13 protein-coding genes and 2 pseudogenes are annotated in these 16,744 nt (G+C 71.1%); 10 read left to right on the forward strand and 5 right to left on the reverse strand.

Features of this window, described 5'->3' with window-relative positions; translation table 11 throughout:
• Positions 1 to 73: 73 nt before the first annotated feature.
• A complete protein-coding gene (locus BLQ62_RS02475; protein ID WP_068537012.1) occupies positions 74 to 739 on the reverse strand; it encodes a DUF2306 domain-containing protein in 666 nt (221 codons plus the stop codon).
• Positions 740 to 848: 109 nt separating this feature from the next.
• Between BLQ62_RS02475 and BLQ62_RS02480 the strand changes: the two genes are divergently transcribed.
• The gene (locus tag BLQ62_RS02480; RefSeq protein ID WP_068564890.1) at positions 849 to 1,685 is read left to right on the forward strand and encodes an arylamine N-acetyltransferase family protein; all 837 of its coding nucleotides are present in this window, start codon (positions 849 to 851) and stop codon (positions 1,683 to 1,685) included.
• Here BLQ62_RS02480 and BLQ62_RS02485 read toward each other — a convergent pair.
• Positions 1,672 to 2,067 carry a hypothetical protein gene (locus BLQ62_RS02485; protein WP_068537006.1) on the reverse strand — a complete coding sequence of 132 codons (396 nt, stop codon included), beginning with the start codon at positions 2,065 to 2,067 and terminating at the stop codon, positions 1,672 to 1,674. The genes BLQ62_RS02480 and BLQ62_RS02485 overlap by 14 nt on opposite strands.
• Positions 2,068 to 2,209: 142 nt before the next feature.
• Between BLQ62_RS02485 and BLQ62_RS02490 the strand changes: the two are divergent.
• From BLQ62_RS02490 to BLQ62_RS24070, 3 genes and pseudogenes are all read left to right on the forward strand, one after another.
• Positions 2,210 to 4,534, forward strand: a pseudogene (locus BLQ62_RS02490) (MMPL family transporter); the annotation flags it as partial.
• Between the two features lie 603 nt (positions 4,535 to 5,137).
• Positions 5,138 to 6,406, forward strand: a complete 1,269-nt coding sequence (gene tgt / locus BLQ62_RS02495; RefSeq protein ID WP_414929907.1) for a tRNA guanosine(34) transglycosylase Tgt — start codon at positions 5,138 to 5,140, stop codon at positions 6,404 to 6,406.
• A gap of 111 nt (positions 6,407 to 6,517) precedes the next feature.
• Positions 6,518 to 7,339: pseudogene (locus tag BLQ62_RS24070) on the forward strand (GlxA family transcriptional regulator); the annotation flags it as partial.
• Positions 7,340 to 7,776: 437 nt separating this feature from the next.
• On the opposite strand, the gene gluQRS reads toward BLQ62_RS24070, so the two are convergent.
• On the reverse strand, positions 7,777 to 8,628 hold the full coding sequence (gene gluQRS / locus BLQ62_RS24075) for a tRNA glutamyl-Q(34) synthetase GluQRS (protein WP_068564880.1): 852 nt from the start codon (positions 8,626 to 8,628) through the stop codon (positions 7,777 to 7,779).
• Entirely contained in the window at positions 8,625 to 9,593 is a 969-nt protein-coding gene (locus BLQ62_RS02510) for a helix-turn-helix transcriptional regulator (protein ID WP_068564951.1), read from the reverse strand. The genes gluQRS and BLQ62_RS02510 overlap by 4 nt, the downstream gene beginning before the upstream one ends.
• Before the next feature lie 63 nt (positions 9,594 to 9,656).
• Here BLQ62_RS02510 and BLQ62_RS02515 point away from each other — a divergent pair, with 63 nt between their 5' ends.
• The 6 genes from BLQ62_RS02515 (at position 9,657) to BLQ62_RS02540 (ending at position 14,992) form a co-directional block, all read left to right on the forward strand.
• Positions 9,657 to 10,187, forward strand: coding sequence for a DinB family protein (locus tag BLQ62_RS02515; protein ID WP_068537524.1), 531 nt, complete (start codon positions 9,657 to 9,659; stop codon positions 10,185 to 10,187).
• A 57-nt stretch (positions 10,188 to 10,244) separates the two neighbouring features.
• Entirely contained in the window at positions 10,245 to 11,273 is a 1,029-nt protein-coding gene (locus tag BLQ62_RS02520) for an ATP-dependent DNA ligase (protein ID WP_068564878.1), read from the forward strand.
• Positions 11,273 to 12,370 (forward strand): DNA polymerase domain-containing protein, encoded by a 1,098-nt coding sequence (locus tag BLQ62_RS02525; RefSeq protein ID WP_068536980.1) that lies wholly within the window; start codon positions 11,273 to 11,275, stop codon positions 12,368 to 12,370. The genes BLQ62_RS02520 and BLQ62_RS02525 overlap by 1 nt, the downstream gene beginning before the upstream one ends.
• A gap of 48 nt (positions 12,371 to 12,418) precedes the next feature.
• On the forward strand, positions 12,419 to 13,942 hold the full coding sequence (locus BLQ62_RS02530) for an esterase-like activity of phytase family protein (protein ID WP_068564875.1): 1,524 nt from the start codon (positions 12,419 to 12,421) through the stop codon (positions 13,940 to 13,942).
• A 61-nt stretch (positions 13,943 to 14,003) separates the two neighbouring features.
• Entirely contained in the window at positions 14,004 to 14,354 is a 351-nt protein-coding gene (locus BLQ62_RS02535) for an ArsR/SmtB family transcription factor (protein WP_068564873.1), read from the forward strand.
• A complete protein-coding gene (locus BLQ62_RS02540) occupies positions 14,351 to 14,992 on the forward strand; it encodes an SRPBCC family protein (protein WP_068564871.1) in 642 nt (213 codons plus the stop codon). Before BLQ62_RS02535 ends, BLQ62_RS02540 begins: the two co-directional genes overlap by 4 nt.
• A gap of 4 nt (positions 14,993 to 14,996) precedes the next feature.
• Here BLQ62_RS02540 and BLQ62_RS02545 read toward each other — a convergent pair whose 3' ends face one another.
• On the reverse strand, positions 14,997 to 16,607 hold the full coding sequence (locus BLQ62_RS02545; RefSeq protein WP_082756306.1) for a PE-PPE domain-containing protein: 1,611 nt from the start codon (positions 16,605 to 16,607) through the stop codon (positions 14,997 to 14,999).
• Positions 16,608 to 16,744 lie beyond the last annotated feature (137 nt).

Below are 16,744 nucleotides of genomic sequence, written 5' to 3' on the forward strand. Positions count from 1 at the left end.
TGAGCCGGGATGTCCTCCGACATCCCGGCTCAGCTGTTTTCCGGGGCCTGCGCCCGCGAGCCGCGCGGAGGGCTCAGGCGTCGGCCGCTGCGGCGCGCACCCCGGGCGTGCCCCGGTGGCGCGCCGGTCGCGCCGCGCGCACGCGGCGGCGCGGACGGCGCCGCAGCCACCACTCGCAGAATCCGAGCGCGATCAGCCAGCTCGGCCAGGCGACGATCGCCGGCCCCCAGGTCTCGAGGGCGGACTCCGGAATGCCGGCGGCGTCGAGGACGAGGAAGGCGACCGGGCCCAGGATGCGGTTGATGATCACCGAGTACATGAGTGCCGCGCTGCGCAGCATCCAGCGACGGTGTGCGCCGACGTCGCCGCCCACGATCGCCCGCACGCCGAGCGCGGTGAACAGCAGCATCAGCGAGCCGAGGGTGACGTTGGAGGCGGCGTTGACCGGGCCGAACGGTGTCACGGTGCCGATCGCGATCGCCGCGAGCCCCACCGGCAGCGCGCACGCGACGTAGATCCGGCCCGCGATCCAGTGGTACTTCGCGAACCAGCGACGCCCCAGCTGCACCAGGCCGGCGAGCATCGCGACGGAGCCGAGCACGATGTGCCCGACGAGCAGCCCGTAGTACCAGTCCGGCTGATCGTCGAGCGGGACCCGGCTGCCGCCGGTGAGGTACGGCGGCAGCGAATAGGCGAGGAAGACCAGCACGACCAGGGCGCCCACCAGCAGTTTCTTCATGCCCGTGACGCTAGGGACTGCGCACGGGCGGACGGATCACCCGCGCGGGTGGACCGGCGTAGTCCCCTGGGGTGAGGCACGATGGCCGGGAACGGAGCCGAGGAGGGCGATGAACACCGACGACGCCTGGGGCGCGCCCGCGCTCGATCTGCCGCGGTACCTGCGCCGCGTCGGCCTCGCGGCGCCGCCCGCGCCGGACCTCGCCGGACTGACGGACTTGGTGCGGGCGCACGCGCGCACGCTGCCGTGGGAGAACTTCGACGCCGTGCGCGGCGTGCCGGGGGAGCTCACTCTCGACGCCCTGCAGCGACGCATGATCGACGGGCGCCGCGGCTACGGCTGCACCGGCCACGTTCCGTTGCTCGCGGCGGTCCTGCAGCGCACGGGCTGGAAGTTCGGGGCCGCGTCGGGCCGGGTGCTGGTCGACGGCCGGCCCGCCGCGAGCACGCACGCGCTGCTCCTCGCCGAGGTCGACGGTGCGCCGCACCTCGTCGAGGTCGGCTTCGGCGCCGTCCCGACGGTCCCGTTGCGGCTCGAGTCCGGCCTCGAGCAGGACGCCGACGGCTGGCGCTACCGGCTCACCGCGATGCCGGTCGGTTTCGGCGAGGAGTGGCAGCTCGACTTCCTCGACCCGAGCGCGGATCAGTGGCGGCCGCAGTACCGCTTCACCGTGGCCGATCGCACCTGGGCCGATCTGCGGATGACGAACTTCTACGTCGCGACCTCGCCGCACTCGCCGTTCCGCGGCCGGCCGATGGCCGTGGTCAACCGCCCCGGCCTGCGCCACGTGCTCACCCGCGACGCGGTGATCACCACCCGCCCCGACGGGGGCAGGGAGTCCGTGCCGTACGTGGCGGCGGACCGTCGGGCGATCCTGGCGGAGACCTTCGCGATCGACCTGCCCGCGGACGAGGACGCCGCGCTGACGGCCCTCAGTGCGAGCTGAAGAAGCCGATCGCCTTCTCGCCGCTGTCGCAGCGCGCGAGCATGCCGGGGGTCTGCGCCAACGTGCAGTTCCACCCCTCGACGGTGACGGGCTTCGCCATCGCGATCTGCGGCCCGAAGGCGTTCGCGACGCGCATCGCCTCGGCGCAGTCCACCTTCGCGGTGCCGAGCGCGTGCACGTAGAGGGCCCCGTCGGGGCCGCGGGTCTGCCCGCACATCTCGGCGCGGTTCTCGGCCGTCGTAGCGGAGGCCGACGGTGCGCCGGACGGCGCAGGGGTGGAGGCGGAGTCCGAGGAACTGCCGCAGCCCGCGAGGAGCAGGCCGCACACTGTTGCAGTTGCGACGGCTGTGACAGGCGTTGCGAAGTGCTGAAATGCGGTCATACCCTGCACGCTACCTGCCGACCGGTGATGAGCCTCACAAAACTGCCGGTCAGCGACATTATTGCGGGCGGCAACGATCGGTACACTCGAACTCGACCCGTACAGCGCGCCCGACGCGCATCGACGACTCGGAGTGACTCGCATGGCACTGTTCCTGTACCGGCTGGGGAGGTTCGCCTACCTCAACCGATTCAAAGTCATCGCGGTATGGCTGTTGATCTTCGTCGGAGTGCTCGGTGCCGGTGTCGCGCTGAGCAAGCCCACCGTCGACAACTTCTCGCTGCCCGGCCTGCCGTCGGAGAAGGCGACGAACATCGTCTCCGAGAACTTCGGCGACAGCGGCGGCGATCCCTTCACCACCGCCTCGGCGACCATCGTCTTCCACGCCAAGGACGGCAAGCTCACCGATCCGGCCGCCGCGGCCGGCATCGATCGCACGATCGCCGACATCAAGAACCTGACCAAGAAGGTCACGGAGAACGGCGTCGAGCGCGACGAGCCGCTGGTCAAGGACCGCGAGCTGCTGCACAACCCGACGGGCAAGCTGGATCCGAACGCGCTCACCCCGGACCAGCGCGCCCAGCTCGAGGCGATCACGGCCCAGGGCAAGGACATCGCGTCGACCAAGTCGCCGCAGCAGAAGGACGCCGACGCCGCCGCGACCTCGTCGGTCAGCCCGGACGGCAAGACCGCCAAGATCACGGTGAACTTCGTCGACAAGGTCACCGACCTGCCCAAGTCGCTCTCCGAGGACATCACCAAGGCGCGCGAGGCCGGCGAGTCCGCCTCCAACGGCACCCTGCAGATCGAGGCCGACGGTTCCGCCGCCCGCGGCGAGCCCGACCTGGGCGCGACGAGCGAGATCATCGGCATGATCGTGGCCGCGATCGTCCTCATCATCACCTTCGCCTCGCTGGTCGCCTGGGGCCTGCCGCTGATCAACGCGATCATCGCCGTGCCCGTCGCCATCGGCGGCGTCATGCTCGCCACGCATTTCATCGAGCTCGGCACCTTCCCCACGGTCCTGACCTCGATGATCGGCCTGGCCGTCACCATCGACTACGCCCTGTTCATCGTGTCCCGATATCGGCACGAACTCCGGCGACTGGGCGCCACGACCAAGGAGCAACGCGCGGAGGCCGCCGGCATCGCCGTGGGCACCGCCGGCACCGCGGTGATCTTCGCCGGCCTGACGGTGATCATCGCGCTCGCCGCGCTGGCCTTCATCGGCATGGACTTCCTCGGCCAGATGGGCGTCGCCGCCGCGTGGGGTGTGTTCATCGCCGTGATCGTGGCCCTGACCCTGCTCCCGGCGCTGCTCGGCCTGTTCGGCTCGAAGGTCTTCGCCGGCCGCGTCAAGGGCCTGCACCCGCCGGACACCGACGAGGGCGAGGGCCGGGTCGCCAACGGCCTGCGCTGGGCGCACCTGATCAAGAAGGTCCCCGTCGTCACGCTGATCGCGGGCGTCGCGGTGCTCGGCATCCTCGCCATCCCGATCAAGGACATGAAGACCGCGCTGCCCGGCTCGGGCATGAGCGAGAAGAGCACGTCGGAGCGGCAGGCCTACGACCTCATCGCCGACGCCTGGGGCAAGGGCGCCAACGGCACCCTGCTCGTCGCCCTCGACGGTGCCGACGCCCAGCCGAACCAGCGCCTGGCCGCTTACGCGCAGATCGTGGACAAGCTCAACACGAGCCCCGAGCTGTCGCCGCTGGTCGCGAACGCGCAGATCGCGCAGCTCGCGCCCGACAACAAGGCGGCGACGGTCATCGTCACGCCCAAGTCGGGCCCGAACGACGACGACACCCAGTCGCTGGTGACCAAGATCCGCAACATGGCCAACGGCGACGCCGGCACCGAGAGCCGCCTCGGCGTGGACCTCGGCGTCGCGGGCAGCACGGCCATCGAGATGGACGTCTCCGAGAAGCTCGGCTTCAAGATCAGCGCGGGCGGTGTCCTGCCGCTCTACCTCGCCATCGTGGTGGGCCTGGCGTTCGTGCTGCTGCTCGTCGCCTTCCGCTCGATCATGGTGCCGATCACGGCCGCCCTGGGTTTCCTGCTCTCGGTGCTCGCCACCTTCGGCGTCACCTCGGCGATCTTCACCGACGGTGCGCTCGGCCTGATCGACAACACGCAGCCGCTGGTGGCGTTCCTGCCGATCTTCATGATCGGCATCGTCTTCGGCCTCGCGATGGACTACCAGGTCTTCCTGGTCTCCCGGATGCGCGAGGAGTTCGTGCACACCGGCGATGCCACGCAGTCCGTGGTGACGGGCGTGCAGTACGGCGCCCGCGTGGTGACCGCCGCGGCGATCATCATGATCTCGGTCTTCGCCTCGTTCATCCTCAACGAGCAGGTGTTCATCAAGGAGATCGGCTTCGGCCTGGCCGTCGCCGTCCTCTTCGACGCCTTCATCGTGCGCCTGGTGATCATCCCGTCGGTGATGACGCTGCTGGGCAAGTGGGCGTGGTGGCTGCCGAAGTGGCTGGACAAGATCCTGCCCAACGTCGACATCGAGGGCGAGGCGCTCGTCGCGCAGCTCGGCCGCGGCGCGACCGCCGACACCGCGGCGATCCCCGCGCAGACCACGGCGGAGATCCCGGTGCCGACCGAGCAGCTGGCCCCGGTCGGCGCGACGGACGAGTACGCCCGCGGTGCCGCCCGAGTCGAGTCCGCCGGCGTCAACGGCCACAGCAACGGCGTCGCGCGGCCCAGCGTCGCACCGACGGCGCCCGTGCCGCTGGTTCCGCTCGGCAAGGACGAGCCGGCCACCGAGCCGGTGCCGGCCGCGACCACGGACGAGAACCCGGTGGTCGAGGTCAACGCCCCGGCGGCCGAGCTGCCCGAGTCGGTCGTGCAGGACACCCGGGAGTACCCGGTGGCCCGGCCCGGCGTCCCGGTGCCGGATCACACCACCACCGGCCCGATCCGCGAGCGCTCGCGCGGCGACCGCACGAGCGACGAGATCGCGCAGCTGCGCGAGCAGAACAAGGCGATCGCCGCGGAGCTCAGCGCGCTGCGCTCGGACTACCGGTCCATGACCAGCCGGACGCGCCTGCAGAGCGAGCACATCAGCGACCCGACGCGGTTCGACATCGACGGTCGCCTCGAGGGCCCCGACGGTCCGCTCGGCCGCGCCGGCCGCCTGCTCACGCCGCACGGTGAGATCCTCACGCCCGCCTTCATCCCCGTCGGGACCAAGGCGACGGTGAAGACCGTCATGCCCGAGGCGGTCTCCGACCTCGGCGCACAGGCGGTGCTCGCGAACGCCTACCACCTGTACCTGCAGCCCGGTCCGGAGATCGTGGAGCAGGCCGGCGGCCTGGGCGCGTTCATGAACTGGGACGGCCCCACCTTCACCGATTCCGGTGGCTTCCAGGTGATGTCGCTCGGGTCGGGCTTCAAGAAGGTCATCGACATGGGCGGCGGCGAGGAGCTGCAGGGCGACGACGCCATCGCCGAGGGCAAGGACCGGCTCTCCCGCGTCGACGACGACGGCGTGACCTTCCGCAGCCACCTCGACGGCACGGAGCACCGGTTCACGCCGGAGGTGTCGATGCAGATCCAGCACCAGCTGGGCGCCGACATCATCTTCGCCTTCGACGAGCTGACCACCCTGCACAACACCCGCGCCTACCAGGTGGAGTCGCTGGAGCGCACGCGCCTGTGGGCCCGTCGCTGCCTCTCCGAGCACAACTGGCTCACCGCGCAGCGGCACGACGCGATCTCGCTGTGGGGCGTGGTGCAGGGTGCGCAGTACGAGGACCTGCGCCGCAAGGCGGCCAAGGACCTGCGCGCGCTGAGCGAGGAGGACCGGCTGGCCGGCGGCCTCGGCTTCGGCGGTTACGGCATCGGCGGCGCGCTGGAGAAGGCGAACCTGGCGACGATCGTGCGCTGGGTGAACCAGGAGCTCGAGGAGGACAAGCCCAAGCACCTCCTCGGCATCTCCGAGCCGGACGACATCTTCGCCGCGATCGAGCAGGGCATCGACACCTTCGACTGCGTCTCGCCGTCGCGGGTGGCGCGCAACGGTGCGATCTACTCGCTCGACGGTCGCTACAACGTGACCAACTCGCGGTTCAAGACGGACTTCCGCCCGCTCGATCCCGAGACGGAGAACTTCACCTCGCAGTACACCCGCGCGTACATCCATCACCTGTTCAAGGCGAAGGAGAGCCTCGCGGCCACGCTCGCGACGATCCACAACGAGCAGTTCATCGTCTCCCTGGTCGCGAAGATCCGGGCGTCGATGCTCGACGGCACGTACTGGGACTTCAAGGAGGAGTTCCTGGGCCGCTACTACAAGGGAACCCAGCAGCACCTCGCCAAGTCGGACTAGTCAGCCCGCCGCGACACGCAAACGTCCGGGCGTTCGTCTCAAGGACCCATGAGACGAACGACCGGACGTTTGTCCACTCCGGCCGGGCGTCGGCCCCAGTAGGATTCGGACATGCCCCACGTGGTCGCGCTGCCCGTCTGCGACGGGATGACGATGCTCGAGTACGGGACCGTGGTCGAGGCGCTCGGGTTCGCGTGGAACGACCTCCCCTCGCTCGGCTACGACGTGCGCGGCTGCGGCCCGGCCGACGGGGTGCGCACGCTCGGCGGCGCGGTCCTGCACCCCGGGTACGGCCTCGACGAGATCGCGAGTGCCGACACCGTCATCGTCACCGCGGTGACGGACCCGCGCACGGACTCCAACCCGGAATGGCACGAGCCGCTGCGGGCCGCGGCGCGCGGCGGAGCCAGGATCGTCTCCATCTGCACCGGCGCGTTCGCGCTCGCGGGCGCGGGCCTGCTCGACGGCCGCCGCGCCACCACGCACTGGCGGCACGCGGGCCTGCTGCAGTTCCGTTTCCCGCGCGTGCACGTCACGCCGTCGGAGCTCTACATCCAGGACGGGCCGGTGCTCACGGGAGCGGGCTCGGCCGCCGGCCTCGACCTGTGCCTGCACCTGATCCGCAGCGATCACGGTGCGGGCACCGCCAACGAGGTGGCCCGTCGCCTGGTGGTCGCGCCGCACCGCGACGGCGACCAGTCGCAGTTCGTCAACATCGACACCCTGCGGCCGGACATGGACAAGCGGTTCGCGGACTTCCTACAGGGGCTCGCGCACGGCATCGGCGGAGTGAAGGGACTCGACGACATGGCGACCCGGGCCGGTGTCTCGCGCCGCACGCTGCACCGGCGGTTCCGGCAGTACACCGGTGTCGCGCCGCTGGAATGGCTGATGCGGCAACGGGTCTACCGCGCCATGCGACTGCTCGAGACCCACCAACGACTCGATCACGACGATCACCGGTCGTGCGGGCTTCGACGCCGAGGAGACCCTGCGGTACCACTTCAAGCGGCAGACCGGTCTCGCTCCCACGGCGTACCGCGAGAAGTTCCGGGGCAGCGACGTCGGCCGCAGCGCCGGCCGGCCCGTGGCCGGATCTTGAGGAATTGCGGCACCGCACACCTGGGCGCGGCGATCGGCCCCGGATACCGTTTCTGGCATGAGGATTCAGCAGTTCAGGAAGGTCTTCGGCGGCGCTCGCAGCGCCTCGGGGACGCGGAGCGGGGCACCGGGATGGATGCGGGGGTTCGCCTCCGGCATCACGGCGAGCAACCTGGTGCGGCACGGAGTGGACGTACCCAGCGCCCACGGTGCACGGGTGCGCCACGGCCGGCACGAGAGCGGCCGCCCGGGGCCGGCGTAGCCCGCGATCAGAGCGGCAACGTCCACGGCTCGCGCGGAAGCCGTGCCGGATCGAAGTCGTCGAGCATCTCGCGCGGGGTGCGCCCGCGCAGCCCGAGGCTCGCGGCGATCTCCGGCAGCACGACCCCCGGCCCCCCGCGGTCGGCGAGGGTGACGGCACCGTCGCGCTTGGCGAGCCGGACGCCGTTGGGGCCCAGCACCATCGGTACGTGGGCGTAGGTCGGCGGCGGATCGCCGAGCAGCGTCCCGAGGTAGGCCTGCCGCGGCGCGGAGGAGAGCAGATCGTCGCCGCGCACCACCTGGTCGACGCCCTGCGCGGCGTCGTCGACCACCACGGCGAGGTTGTAGGCGTACGTCCCGTCGCCGCGCCGGAGCACGAAATCATCGACCGCGCCGGTGTATTCGCCGTGCAGCACGTCGGTGACCGTGAACTCGTCGACGGTCGCGCGCAGCCGCAGGGCGGCCGGGCGCTCGCGCCGCCGTTCCACCCGTTGCGCCTCGGTGAGGTCGCGACAGGTCCCCGGGTACGCGCCCTCCGGCGCGTGCGGCGCCGACGGGGCCGCGAGGATCTCCCGCCGGGTGCAGTAGCACTCGTACACGTCGAGCCGTGTCAGCGCCGCCGCGTACACGTCGGTGCGGGCGGACTGCCGCACGGGCGCTCCGTCCCAGTCCAGGCCGATCGCGGCGAGGTCGGCGAGTTGCCGGGCCTCGGCACCGCCGGCCACCCGGTCCAGATCCTCGACGCGCAGGAGGAACTCCCGGCCCGTCGAGCGGGCGAACAGCCAGGCCAGGAGCGCGGTGCGCAGATTGCCCACGTGCAGATCGCCCGAGGGGCTCGGCGCGTACCGTCCAGCAGTCACCGCTCCAGTTTACGAACGCCGCGCACGCGGCCGAGATTCTCGGCCCACCTTGCGACGTGGTCGAGCAGTTCCGCCGGCTCGATCACGGTGACGTCGGCGTCGAGCACCGCGATCGCCATCGCCGGCCAGTCCAGCGTGTCCGCCTCCATCCGCACGACGGTGCCGCCGGGCGTCTCCTCCAACCGGGCCCAGCGGCCGATGCGCGCGCGCACGCGCTCGGCGGGCGCGTCCACCAGCAGCTCGATCGAGTGCCCGGGCGTGCGCTGGCCGACGGCGGCGCGGACGTACGCCGCGGCGTCCTCGGCGGGGAGCTCGCGCGGACGGAACCGCACTCCGGTTCTCGACGGTCCGCTGATCCGGTCGAGCCGGAAGCTGCGCCAGTCGTGGCGGTACAGGTCGTAGGCCACGAGGTACCAGCGCCGCCCGAGCGGCACCAGGCGCAGCGGCTCGGTGAGCCGCTCGGTGCGCGCGCCGTCGGCGGCGGTATAGCCGAATTCGAGTCGCTCCTCGGCCCGGCAGGCCTCGGCCAGGCCGGTGAGGATCCGCGGATCGACGGCGGGGCCGCCGCTCAGCGTCGCGGGCTGGGTGACGGCGCCCAGTGCCTCGACCCGCTTGCGCAGCCGGGGCGGCATCACGGCGGCGACCTTGCCGAGCGCGCGGACGGAGGTCTCGGCGATGCCGGCGATCCCGCCCTGCGCGGCGGTCTGCAGCCCGACGGCGATCGCCACCGCCTCCTCGTCGTCGAGGACCAGCGGCGGCAGCGCGGCGCCGGCGGCCAGCTGGTACCCGCCGTCCACGCCGCGCGTGGCGGAGACGGGGTAGCCGAGGTCGCGCAGGCGCTCGATGTCGCGGCGCAGCGTGCGCACCGACACCTCGAGCCGGTCGGCCAGTTCGGAGCCCGGCCAGTAGCGGTGGGTCTGCAGCAGGGACAGCAGCCGCAGGGTTCGGGAGCTCGTGTTCGCCATGTCTTCCAGTGTGTTCTGCATTAAGGACAGAAACTGACACTAATCGCTCGTAGCCTTGTGTTCATGACCGAGACCCAGAACATCTCCGCAGAGCGCAACGACATCCTCAGCTTCCTCGCCGAACGCCGGCATTTCCTGCGTTTCACCGCGCAGGGGCTGACGGACGAGCAGGCCGGCACCCGCAGCACCGTCAGCGAGCTGACCGTGGGCGGCCTCATCAAGCACGTGACCGAGGTCGAGAAGGGCTGGCAGGACTTCGCGGTGGGCAAGGGCCACGCGATGGACGACATCGACTTCGAGAACATCACGCCGGAGCAGCAGGAGGCTTTCGCGAACACGTTCCGCCTCACCGACGGCGAGACCATCGAGGGTGTCCTCGCCGAGCACGAGAAGGTCGCGGCCGCCACCGACGAGCTGGTGCGCACCCTCGATCTTGACACGGCCTTCGAGCTGCCCGAGGCGCCGTGGCAGCCGCCGGGCGTGTTCTGGACCGTGCGCCGCGTCTTCCTGCACATCGCCGGCGAGACCGCGCACCACGCCGGCCACGCCGACATCATCCGCGAGAGCATCGACGGCCAGAAGAGCATGGGCTAGCGGCCGGGGTCCGCGGGTCCGGTCCCGATGTCGGCGGTGACGCCTACGATCGGACACGTGGACCTCCCCGTGAACCCGCCGCTGGATCCCATGCTCGCGAAGGCCGCCAAGGCCGTGCCCGGCGAGGGATACTCGCACGAGCCCAAGTGGGACGGTTTCCGTGCCCTCATCTTCCGCGACGGCGACGAGGTCTTCATCGGCTCGCGCAGCGGCAAGGACCTCGGCCGGTACTTCCCCGAGGTGGTCGCGGCCGCGCGGGCGGAGCTTCCCGAACGCTGCGTGCTCGACGGGGAGATCGCCGTCGCCGTGCACCGCGAGGGCCGCAAGCGGCTCGACTGGGAGTCGCTCTCCGCGCGCATCCACCCGGCGGAGTCCCGGATCACCAAGCTCTCGGAGGAGACCCCGGCGATCTTCATCGGCTTCGACGCGATCGCGATGGCGGACGTGGACCTCACGGGCAAGCCCTTCAGCGCGCGCCGCCAGGTGCTCGTCTCCGCGTACGCCGGCACCGGGACCTGCAAGATCAGCCGCGTCACCACCGATGCGGGCGCCGCTGCCGACTGGTTCGAGCGCTTCGAGGGCGCCGGACTCGACGGGGTGATCTCCAAGCGGGTCGACGGGCACTACCTGCCCGGCAAGCGGGAGATGATCAAGGTCAAACACGCCCGCACCGCCGAGGCCGTGGTCATCGGCTACCGGATGCACAAGTCGCAGCCGAACGCCGTCGGCTCCGTCCTGCTCGGCCTCCACCAGGACGGGCAGCTGCTGCCGATCGGCGGCATCGGCGCCTTCACCGCCGCCAAGCGCGAGGAGTACCTGCAACTGCTCGAGCCCATGCGCACCGCCGAGTCCGTGCAGGGCGAGCCCAACCGCTGGGCCACCCCGGAGAAGACGGGGGAGTGGGTGCCCGTGCGCCCCGAACTGGTCGTCGAGTTCGACTACGACCAGATGGAGGGAATGCGCCTGCGGCACACCGCCAAGTTCCGGCGCTGGCGACCCGACCGCGACCCGTCGAGCTGTGGCTACGAGCAGCTCGAGGTCCCCGTCACCTACGACCTCGACGACGTTCTGCAGGAGGGCGAGTGATGGCGAAGGCCCCGGCAGCCGAGGTGATCGTCCCCGGGCCCGGTGGCGATGGAGGTGACCGCGCCGTCCGGGTCTCGAGCCCGGACCGGATCATCTATCCCGCCACCGACCTCACCCCCGAGGTCTCCAAACTCCAGGTGGCGCAGTACTTCGCCGCCGTCGGCGAGGCGCTGCTCGCGGCCATCGGCGACCGCCCCACGGCGCTCGAGCGGTGGCCCGGCGGCGTGCATCCCGGCGGCCGGCTCGCGCAGGGCCCGCAGGACAAGGACGCGGACGGCTTCTACCAGAAGCGGATGATGAAGGGCGCGCCCGACTACGCGAAGACGGTGCGCATCGCTTTCCCGTCCGGTCGCCCCGCCGACGAGCTGTGCCCGTCGGAGATCGCGATCCCGGTGTGGTGCGCGCAGATGGGCACCATCACCTTCCACCCCTGGCCGGTGCGCAGCGCCGATGTGGATCATCCCGACGAGCTGCGGATCGACCTCGATCCCCAGCCCGGCACCGACTTCCGCGACGCGGTACGGGTCGCGGGCATCGCAAGGGAGCTGGCCGACGACCTCGGTCTGCGGGCGTACTGCAAGACCTCCGGCAACCGCGGCGTGCACGTCTTCATCCGCATCGCGCCGCGGTGGGACTTCGTGGACGTGCGCCACGCCGCCATCGCCTTCGGTCGCGAACTGGAGAAGCGCGACGACGGGGTGACCACCGCGTGGTGGAAGGAGGAGCGGGGGACAAGGATCTTCGTGGACTACAACCAGAACAGCCGCGACCGCACCATCGCCTCCGCGTGGTCGCTGCGCGCGGTGCAGGGCGCCACCGTCTCGACGCCGCTCACGTGGGACGCGCTGGCCGAGCTGAAGGACCCGCACGAGCTCAACCTGTTCACCGTGCCCGAGCGGCTCGCCGACGGGAACCCGTGGGCCGACATGGACGACGTCGCGCACGATCTGACCCCGCTGCTGGAGCTGTGGGAGCAGCACCCCGTCGAGCTGAACTACCCGCCCGACTACCCCAAGATGCCCGGCGAGCCCCCGCGCGTGCAGCCCAGCAAGAAGGTCGCCGAGCACTGGGACGCCGAGGGCAACCGTATCGAGTAGCCGATCGGGGTCCAGGCGCGGTTCACCCCGGTCTGGTAAGCACAGGGCATGCGCTCGAATCGCCCTCTCGCCGCCGCCCTCGTCGCCGTCCTCGCGGGCGGCGCCCTCGCCGCCTGCTCCTCCGGGGGTGACGACGACGCCGCGAAGCTGGACCTCAAGACGGGCACGAACTCCGCGCTGACCATCACCGCGGCGCAGCTCGCGGGCTTCGCGCAGGGCGGGGCGGTCGTGGACGTGAAGCCGACGCCCGACGGCACCGTCGAAGCGGCCAAGGGCGGCGCCCTGGTCTTCAAGCCCAAGGCGGGCTTCACCGGGAAGGTCGATCTGCAGGCCGTCGTCTCGCCGGCCGTCGCGCTGTACTCGTCCGACATCCCGCCGCTCGCCACCGTCGGCGGCGTCTCGATCGACGGCAGCGGTTACGGCTCGTCGTGGACGCCCGTGCCGGGCGCGCAGGGCGAGTTCTACGGCCTCACCGACCGCGGACCCAACGTCGACGGTCCGGGCAAGGACGAGAAGGTCGCCGTCACGCCCGACTTCACCCCGCAGATCGGCCGGTTCCTGCTCGAGGACGGTGCGGTGAAGCTGCAGAGCGTCATCACGCTCAAGGGCCGCGACGGCCGCCCGCTCAACGGCCTGGGCGATACGGCCGCGCCGACCGGCGAGAAGATGCTCGACCTGGACGGCGGCGAGCTGCCGCCCGGCGACCACGGCATCGACTCCGAGGGCCTCGTCGCGCTGCCCGACGGCTCGTTCTGGGTGTCGGACGAATACGGCCCCTTCCTGATCCACTTCGACGCCAACGGGCAGGAGCTCGAGCGCCTCGCGCCCGGCAAGGGCCTGCCGGAGGTGCTCCGCAACCGCACGCCGAATCAGGGCATGGAGGGCCTGACCGTCACGCCCGACGGGAAGCGGCTGGTGGGAATCATGCAGTCCGCGTTGAGCGTTCCCGGGCTGAGTGGCAGCGCCAAGGAGGTTCCGGTGACCCGCATCGTGGTGATCGACCTGGCGACCAAGGCGGTGCAGCAGTACGCGTACCCGCTCGACGATCCCAAGAACACCAAGAAGGCCGTCTCCGAGATCACCGCGATCTCCGACCGGGAGTTCCTCGTCGACGAGCGCGACGGCAAGACCGCGCCCAAGGCGAACAAGTCGGTGTACCGAATCAGCCTCGACGGGGCGACCGCGCTCGGCGAGCAGAACCCCGAGACCCTCGTCGGAACCGGCACCAGCGCCGAGGCCGAGGCCGCGCTCAAGGGGGCGGGCATCACGCCGGTCCGCAAGACGATGGCGCTCGACCTCAGCGGGCTCGTCGACAAGCTCAACCCCGCCGGGAAGTTCTACGGCCACGACAAGGTGGAGGGCCTCGCCACGCTCGACGGCGGGAAGACCCTCTACATCGCCAACGACAGCGACTTCGGCCTCGCGGGGATCGCCGGCCCGCGGACGCCGTTCCAGCTCAAGGCGAAGACGCTGGCGAACGGCTTGCAGGACAGCCTGGAGGTGCTCAAGGTCGATACGTCGCGCCTGAACGAGCCCACCGTGGAGCGCACGATCACCGTCACCGTCGGGTAGGCGCCGCGCAGAACTCGCTTAACCCTTGACTTATATAAGCCTGTAGTGAAATACTCGTGATGTGCACGCCTTCGACGTCCTCGGTGACCCCGTCCGCCGCCACCTGATCGAGCTCCTCGCTCGCGGGGAGCTCTCGGCGGGTGAACTGAGCGACGAGGTGCGTGCGCGTTTCGGGATCAGTCAGCCCGCGGTCTCGCAGCACCTGAAGGTGTTGCGTGAGGCCGGCTTCGTCGCGGTCCGCCCCGAGGGCGCGCGACGGCTGTATTCGGTGCAGCCCGAGCCCCTTCGGGAGGTCGACGACTGGCTGGTCCCTTTCCGTCACTTCTGGGAGCCGAAGTTGTGGGCCCTCGGGACCGAGATATCGCGCGGCAAGAAGGCGCGCCGATCGACTGCAGACAAGGAAGAGCAATGACTTACGACATCGACGATCTCGCCGCGACCCAGCCCGCCGCGGTCACCCGCCGCGCCGAGGTGCGCGACACCGGCGAGGGGGACGTCCACGTCTCCGGCTCGCTCAGCCAGACCTACCCCACCGACGTCGCCGACCTCTGGGACGCCGTCACCAGCGCCGAGCGCCTGCCGCGCTGGTTCGCGCCCGTGACCGGCGAGCTGGCCCTCGGCGGTCGCTTCCAGGTGGAGGGCAACGCCGGCGGCACCGTCCTCGAGTGCGACGCGCCGCACCGCTACCTCGTCTCCTGGGAGATCATGGGCGGCACCTCGCAGGTCGAGGTCGTCGTCGAGCCCGACGGTGACGGTGCCCGCCTCACGCTGACGCACTCGGGCGAGAACGTGCGGGACTTCTACGAGCAGTTCGGCCCCGGCGCCACCGGCGTCGGCTGGGACCTGGCCTTCCTCGGCCTGAACGCGCTGATCACCACGGGTCAGGACCGCCCCGAGGACGCCGAGGCGTTCTTCGCGACGCCCGCCGCCAAGGCGCTCGTCGCCGCCGCGGCGCAGAGCTGGGCCGAGGCGAGCATCGCCGCCGGCGTGCCCGAGGAGCACGCCCGCGCGCAGGGCGAGCGGACCGCCGCCTTCTTCTCCGGCGAGTAGTCCCTCAGGCCGCGGTGGCCGTCACCACGGTCTCGTCCGTCGCGTCCTCGGTCGCCTCCGCGGCCGGCTGCTCGGTCCCGGTCGACGGTGCGGTCTCGGTCGCCGAACCCGCCGTCGCGGAGCCGGTCTCGGTCGCGGAGCCGGTCCGCTCGACGGTGCCGGGCTCACCGGTGCCCGTCGCCGCCGGGGTCCCGGACTCCGGCGCCGTGCTCTCCTGCGTCCCGGTGGTCGCGGTCGCGGTGGTCGGCTCGGTCGTGCCCCGCGTGGCCGTCGTGCTCGGCTCGACGGTGCCGCTCGACGCCGTCGTCGTCGGAGACGGATCCGCCTGCGAGGTCGTGTTCTTCACGAGCTGCAGCAGCGGCGACTGCTCCGTGGTCGTCCGCTCGGCGGACGTCGCCGTGGCCGAGGCGGAGGTGCTCTTCTCCGCGTCGGTCGTGGCCGGTGCCGTGGGCTTCGGCGCGAGGTAGCGGGAGGCGTCGCCCGTGCCGGTCAGCGCCTGACCGACGCCCTGAATTCCGGCGCCGAGCAGGCCGAGGCCGAGGTCCAGCGGCTTGATGGCCGGGAACACGCCGAACGGGGTCGCGGCGCCGTAATCGCTGCGGTCGTAGCCGGTTTCGATGAGCACCCGCGCGACCGGCGAGACCAGGTCGACGAACGGAGTGAGCAGGGCGGTGGTGCCGGTGGCCTTGCCGAGATCGAGCAGCGGCAGCATGAGCGGGAGGATCTTCGCCGGCAGTGTGACGTAGCGGGTGTCGCCGCTGACCTGGCAGTAGGTGCCGGCCGTGCAGTTCTCGGTGGCCGCGGCGACGGCGGCGCGGACCTCGTCGGGCGTGTACCCGATGGGCTGCTCCGACGGGGCGTCGGATCCCTTGGGAGAGAGCATCGTCCCGTGCACGTACCAGAACCCGACGAGCGCGTTGGCCGTGGCCAGCAGGTTCACGGGGTACTTGGGGAAGTCGGTGACGCCGTCGTACTGGAAGGCCACGTCCGTCGTGTTGATCCTGCCGGGCGTGGTGGTGTTCGTCGGGGTGCCGGGGCCGAAGGTCACGTCGAGGATCGGGATGTGCCCGAGGAACGACGGCCGGGTGAACAGGCCGCCGTTGGGGCGACTTGCGTTGCCGATCAGCACGAACGAGACGTTGTCCGGCACACCGCCGTTCTCGGCGAGCTGCTTCTTGACCGCGCTGACCACGGTGCCGCCCTGCGAGTACCCGAAGATCACGATCGGGGAGTCCGGATCGGTCGCGGCGTACTGCTCGTTCAGGCTCGTGACGCCGCTGCCGACCGAGTCGTCCCACTTCGCGCCCTCGAGGCCGCCCCAGCCCGGCAGCGGCACGGGCCAGAACTCGGCGATGTACGGGACCGGCTTCGCGACGCAGTCCTCGGCGCCGCACGCACCCGTCGGCGCCACGTAGTAGCCGACGACGTTCTCCTGATAGCCCGGGACCTTCGACGGATCCTTGGTGCCGGTGCCGGGCACCACGAGCACGGTGGTCGCGGCCCAGGCCGCGGCCCCGGCGAGTGCGGTGCCCAGGGTGAGGGCGATCGCGCCGAGCAGCGCGATGAGCCCGGTCACGAGGCGGCGGGGACGGGACGTCGATACGAACTCCGGCATGGTTCGCTCAGCTTTCGGCAAGGGAGGACGGACTACGCCGCTCAGCTTTGCACAGCCTCCACCAGCACGGCCCCGGATCGTGACCGGATCTCACAGAATTCACCGAGCCCTTGCGCGGACGTCACGCCGGCGCCTCT

Source organism: Tsukamurella pulmonis, from assembly GCF_900103175.1.
GTDB classification, from domain to species: domain Bacteria; phylum Actinomycetota; class Actinomycetes; order Mycobacteriales; family Mycobacteriaceae; genus Tsukamurella; species Tsukamurella pulmonis.

What these genes read in the sequence shown, in the direction of transcription:
- BLQ62_RS02475 (WP_068537012.1), bottom strand. Translation starts at nt 739, where the DNA reads ATGAAGAAACTGCTGGTGGGCGCCCTGGTCGTGCTGGTCTTCCTCGCC.
- BLQ62_RS02480 (WP_068564890.1), top strand. Translation starts at nt 849, where the DNA reads ATGAACACCGACGACGCCTGGGGCGCGCCCGCGCTCGATCTGCCGCGG.
- BLQ62_RS02485 (WP_068537006.1), bottom strand. Translation starts at nt 2,067, where the DNA reads ATGACCGCATTTCAGCACTTCGCAACGCCTGTCACAGCCGTCGCAACT.
- BLQ62_RS02510 (WP_068564951.1), bottom strand. Translation starts at nt 9,593, where the DNA reads ATGGCGAACACGAGCTCCCGAACCCTGCGGCTGCTGTCCCTGCTGCAG.
- BLQ62_RS02515 (WP_068537524.1), top strand. Translation starts at nt 9,657, where the DNA reads ATGACCGAGACCCAGAACATCTCCGCAGAGCGCAACGACATCCTCAGC.
- BLQ62_RS02525 (WP_068536980.1), top strand. Translation starts at nt 11,273, where the DNA reads ATGGCGAAGGCCCCGGCAGCCGAGGTGATCGTCCCCGGGCCCGGTGGC.
- BLQ62_RS02530 (WP_068564875.1), top strand. Translation starts at nt 12,419, where the DNA reads ATGCGCTCGAATCGCCCTCTCGCCGCCGCCCTCGTCGCCGTCCTCGCG.
- BLQ62_RS02540 (WP_068564871.1), top strand. Translation starts at nt 14,351, where the DNA reads ATGACTTACGACATCGACGATCTCGCCGCGACCCAGCCCGCCGCGGTC.
- BLQ62_RS02545 (WP_082756306.1), bottom strand. Translation starts at nt 16,607, where the DNA reads ATGCCGGAGTTCGTATCGACGTCCCGTCCCCGCCGCCTCGTGACCGGG.